Here is a 5279-nt window from a genome sequence, read left to right as displayed (position 1 = left end):
CCAGAGCGGCATATTTTGTCATTATGCTTACATCATATTGCCTGTGATGGCTGGTCATTCGGTATATTAGAGCGTGAGTTAGCACTAAGTTATAATGCGCTGACTAACCGGCAAGCTGTAAACTTTAGTCCGCTTAATATCCAATACAGCGATTTTTCTCGTTGGCAAAGTGATCAGTTACAAGGTGAAACATTAAATCGATTAACGGGTTACTGGCATAAACAGTTACAAGGCCTACCGCAAGTGCATAACTTGCCTTTAGATAAACCTCGACCGGCAGTACAAAGCTTCCGCGGTAGCCGGGTGAATCTTGTGCTTGATGCAGCGACCTTGCGTGATGTCACTCAACTAGCCCAGCAACAGCAGTCGTCGTTGTTTATGTTACTGCATACCTCGTTTGCACTACTACTTAGTCGTTATAGCAATGAAACCGATATTGTTATTGGTACCCCTGTTGCGGGTCGAACGGTTAAAGATGTCGAGCCACTGATTGGGTTTTTTATCAACACCTTAGTGCTGCGCCATAAGTTAGATTGGCAACGTAGCTTTACCGAACAGCTTAGTCAAAGCCGCGATATGATACTTAATGCTTTTGAGCACCAAGAGTTACCTTTTGAGTTACTAGTTGAACAGTTACAGCCAGAGCGTAGCTTAAGCTATAGTCCGGTATTCCAAGTATTGTTTACTCTACAAAACAATGAGCAAAGTGAAGTTGAGTTTAGTGGTCTCAATGTCAGTGGTGTAGCACAAAGCCGTGACAGCGCTAAGTTTGATCTGAAATTGTCTGCAGTTGAATTTGAGGAGCAGCTTCATCTTAGTTTTGAATACAACACGGATTTATTTCATCAACAGAGTATTGAGCGTTTCGCTTCAAGCTATCAGCAATTGCTCAAGCAGCTTGTGGCCCAGCCACAATTATCGCTGGGCGCTTATGACTTGTTAACTGAGCAAGATCAGCGCTTATTAACCCAGTGGAATGCGACCGAACATGACTTTGGCCCTGCACTAGTGACGCATTTGCTAAATGACAGCATTACAAATGCAGGTAATAAACTGGCTGTGCATAGCAGTGAAGGGCAATTAACTTATCAGCAATTAATGACTCGGGTTGAACAATTAGCGGCATTGTTAATACACCAGGGGGTAGTTGCTAATGATGTGGTCGCAATTTGCTTAGATAAATCACTTGATTTAGTCGTGTCGATGTTGGCCGTGTTACGTGCGGGTGCGGCGTATTTGCCTGTTGATACGAGTTATCCAGATGAACGTTTACATTATGTTTTGGTTGATTCCGCAGCAGTATTAGTATTGGGCCATAACACTATTGCTCCGCGTCTGCCAGCTGACTTAGCATTCGTTGCGCTTGACACTGAAGTGACGCAGGTTGAGTTAGAGAATGTTAACGTACCTACCTGGCCACAGGTGACAGAAAGTCAATTGGCTTATGTTATTTATACCTCAGGGTCAACAGGTCAACCTAAAGGAGTTGCTGTTAGTCATGGTAACTTAAGTAATTACCTGCAACATGCACTACATCATTATTATGATCCGTCGTTAGCCGGTGCAATATTACTTAGCTCCTTTAGCTTTGATGGTACTATACCAAACTTATATCTGCCTCTACTGAGTGGCGGCTGCTTGTATATTGCCGATGAAGCTAACTTGTACCGAAGTGCGGCTCAATACTTGGCCGGCTCGCAACGTTTGTATCTCAAAGTTACTCCAACTCAGATGCAAGCATTATTGACAGAAATGGATCAACCTGTCAGCCAAGCTCACAGCCTGATGCTAGGTGGAGAGGAATTCAAAACTAGCTTGTATCAGCAGATCTGTGAGCAGATACCAGCAGCTAATATTTTTAATCATTATGGGCCAACAGAAACAACTATTGGCTGTAGTGTTAACCCATTAAAGGTTCCGCCTCAAGGCAATAGTATTGCCATAGGTAAACCGATTAGTAATAGCCGTTTCTATGTTCTAGATAATAATCAGCAATTAAGCCCATTAGGTGCGGTAGGTGAACTTTATGTAGCCGGAGCCGGGGTTGCTACAGGCTATTTAAATCAAGCGCAACAAACAGCAGAGCGTTTTACTACTGAATGGGGCAATGCAAAGTCGCAGAGCAGGATGTATCGCACGGGTGACTTAGTGCGCTGGCTTGCTGATGGCAGTTTGCAATTCTTAGGTCGCAGTGATCATCAAGTTAAATTACGTGGTTATCGCATAGAGTTAGGGGAACTAGAAGCCGCTTTAGTGCAACTTGATGGTGTTTCTCAAGCCGTAGCTGCAGTTAAAGAAGACCGAGCCGGTAGCCAAATATTATTAGCCTATATAGTTCCAGATCCAGAGTGCAGAGGTCGTACAGCAGAGTTACAACGGCAGCTGGTTAGTATGTTGCCGCAGTATCTGTTACCGCAGCAGATCATAGAAATGGACCACTTTACCTTGTCAGTAAGCGGGAAAGTTGATCGTAAAGCGTTAATCGTACCGGATGTGGTTTTAGCCGATGATTATGAAGCACCCGCAACAGAGATGGAGAAAACCTTAGCGCAGATTTGGCTCCAAGTGTTGAATTTAGATAAAGTGTCTCGTCGAGCGCAATTTTTTGCAATGGGAGGACATTCTCTTCTTGCTATGCGGTTAATTGCTGCTATTCGACAGCAGCTTGGACTAGAGTTACCCGTTCGCTTAGTTTTTGAAGCACCGATCCTTAGCGAGATGGCAGAGCGTTTACTACAAGCAAAAGACAGTACGTTAGGCAGTATTTTACCGTCTGAAGACTATCAGCAGTTGCAGCCGGTCTCTTATGCCCAGCAGCGTATTTTATTTGTTAGTCATTTAGAGAGCGCTCCAGCGCTGTATAATATGCCTTACTGCTATACATTGGATGGTCACTTAGATATTAAGCTGTTACAGCAAGCCGCCCAGCATATCATCGAACGTCACCACAGCCTACGCACCTGCTTTGTTGAAACAGAGCAAGGTGAAATGCAGCAACTGATGAGCAGTGACGGTTTTAAGTTTGAACTAACAGATTTAAGCCAGCTCAGTGCAGAGACGCAACATAGTGCAGCTAATGACTGGTTAAAACAAGCGAGTCAATACCACTTTAATCTGCAACAAGATGTATTATGTCGCTTATCGGTCGCTAAGCTAGCGGATGATAAACATCTATTGTTAGTGTTAATGCATCATATTGCCAGTGACGGTTGGTCAATGGGTTTATGGTTAAAAGAATTAATTAGAGGTTACCGTCAGCTATACCAGGGAGTGGAATTAACACAAACCCCATTAACAATCCAATATAGTGATTATGCGCGTTGGCAACGACAGCAACTGGCTGAGCAAGAGTTTGAACGACAACTTAGTTACTGGCAACAACAGCTGGCAGGGGCACCACAGCGGCATAACTTGCCGTTAGATAAAGTGCGCCCAGCAGTACAAAGCTTACGCGGCCATTTTATTGGTAGCTCAGTCTCTGCGACTGTGTTGGAACAATTACAACACTTAAGCCAACGTAACAGTGCGACCCTGTTTATGACTCTGCAAACCGCTTTTGCGGCTTTATTAGGTAGCTGGAGTAATGAACAAGATGTTGTTATGGGCACAGTGGTAGCTAATCGAACCCAACAACAAACGGAAGCGTTAATAGGCTTTTTTGTCAATACCTTAGTGTTACGCACCGACTTAAGTGCCGACCCCAGTTTTGTTGAACTCTTGCAACGAAATCGCACAATGCATCTTGCGGCACAGAGTCATCAAGATGTTCCTTTTGAATTAGTGGTTGAGACCTTAAAGCCTGAACGAAGCTTAGCGCATAGCCCATTATTCCAAGTGCTGTTTGTGTTGCAAAATAACGAGCAGGTAGCGTTAGAGTTACCGGAATTAACTATCACTCCTTATCAACGAGACAGTCAAAGCAGCGTGAAGTTTGATTTAACCTTGACGGCAATAAGTGATGCAGAAGGGTTATATTTCAGTTGGGGGTATTGTACCGACTTATTCAGCGAGCAGAGTATCCGCACCGTTGCTGAAGCGTTTATGCAGTTGCTAGAGCAGATAGTAGCTGAGCCTACTCAGAGACTAAGTGGGTACAGCCTAAATAAGGTTAAACCGCAACAGAGCTTATTAACGGCGCCGGCTGAGCGATTAGAGCAGTGTTTTGCTGTTTGGGCACAACAAAATCCAGAGCGAGAAGCTTTATGTTATGGCGAACAGCGGGTCAGTTATAAACAACTTGACCAGCGTGCGACACGATTAGCTGGTTATTTAGCAAGCCAGGGAGTGAGTCGCCAAGATAAAGTTGCTGTTGTTGCCGATCGCTCAATTGAGCTTATGACAGCCTTGCTTGCGATCTTAAAAGTCGGGGCTGTTTATGTGCCAATTGCTACGAGTTATCCTGCCGCGCGGATCAGCTACATCCTCAATGATGCTGATGTTTGTCATATATTATGCCAACAGGAGACTCAATTAGAAGGCGTTGATAGTGGTATAAAAAGCACTGCATTAAATACATTAGATGACAGCGCGTATAGCTGGCTAGGCAATGAGCAGAATACAGCAGATGAGCTGGCCTACATAATTTATACCTCAGGAACCACGGGTAAGCCTAAAGGGGTTGCGGTCAGCCATAGTGCGGTGATGCGGTTGCTTCAACACAATCAAGACTTATTTGGATTTAGTCCGGTGAGTCGAAGCTTACAGCTATTATCTATGGCGTTTGATGGCGCAGTGTTCGAAATGTGGGGGCCTTTAGTCAATGGTGGATGCTTAGTGCTTTACCCTGATAGCTTTATTGATGTTAGCCAACTTGCAGAGCTTATTTATCGCGAGAAAATCAGTACAGCTTTGATGACACCAGCCTTGTTTGAACAATGGGTGAACCACGGTGAAAGGCTAACAAATAATGCCTTGCGCCACTTGTTGGTTGGGGGGGATGTTTTTCCTAACCAAGCAGCAGCTACGCTCTATCAGCACAACAGCCAAGTGAAGTTGATTAATGCTTATGGTCCAACAGAGAATAGCGTTATCACAACCTGTTATGTGGTTCCGCGCGACTTTGATATTAGTCAGCAGTTACCTATAGGTCACGCAGTGTGGGGTAGTGAGCTTAGTGTTCGTAACCCAGGAGGTGTAGAGCTTCCTGCTGGATTCATTGGTGAATTATGTATCAGTGGCTGTGGATTGGCTGCAGGCTATCAGAACAATCCAGATGCAGAGCTGGCATTTGTGCAAGATGAAAGTTGTGGGCTACGTTACTACCGCAGTGGCGATTTAGT

Annotated in this window: 1 protein-coding gene; it reads left to right on the top strand. The window is 44.6% G+C overall.

All coding sequences use genetic code 11. From position 1 onward, the window contains the following. On the top strand, positions 1–5279 hold a 5279-nt coding region (locus ACRCA4_RS14720; RefSeq protein WP_433190276.1), incomplete at both ends, for an amino acid adenylation domain-containing protein.

This window comes from Rheinheimera sp. WS51, from assembly GCF_050936095.1.
Classification (GTDB): domain Bacteria; phylum Pseudomonadota; class Gammaproteobacteria; order Enterobacterales; family Alteromonadaceae; genus Alishewanella.
This window is presented reverse-complemented; position numbering and strand designations above follow the sequence as displayed.